This window comes from Adlercreutzia sp. DFI.6.23 (assembly GCF_024462535.1).
Taxonomy (GTDB): Bacteria; Actinomycetota; Coriobacteriia; order Coriobacteriales; family Eggerthellaceae; genus Adlercreutzia; species Adlercreutzia rubneri.
Genome location: NZ_JANGBP010000471.1, coordinates 1 through 303, shown reverse-complemented (window position 1 = coordinate 303; position 303 = coordinate 1). Strand labels below are relative to the sequence as shown.

Below are 303 nucleotides of genomic sequence, written 5' to 3'. Positions count from 1 at the left end.
TGATAAACACCGTGTCCTCGCAGGTCACGACGATCTGATTGTGCCTTTGACCGAGGAGGCCGCCGCGCGCCTCACCGCCATCAACGAGCACCAGGATCTGGGCAGCGGCATGCGCATCGCCATGCGCGATCTGGAGATCCGCGGCGCCGGTTCTATGCTGGGCGCCGAGCAGTCCGGCAATATGTCAGCCGTGGACTGATCGACATTCATCTCGGTCATGATGGACGGCAGTGCCGGCGTCACCAGCGTCTGGTTCAGCACCGTCACAAAGGCGCCCAGCACGAGCACTACCAGCATCATCCA

The 303-nt window shown here is 62.4% G+C and carries 1 protein-coding gene; it reads left to right on the top strand.

Annotation, left to right across the window (positions count from 1 at the left end):
• Positions 1-199, top strand: a 199-nt coding sequence (locus NE591_RS14195; protein ID WP_256156974.1) for a hypothetical protein, incomplete at its 5' end; no start/stop codon positions are given.
• Between the last annotated feature and the right edge of the window lie 104 nt (positions 200-303).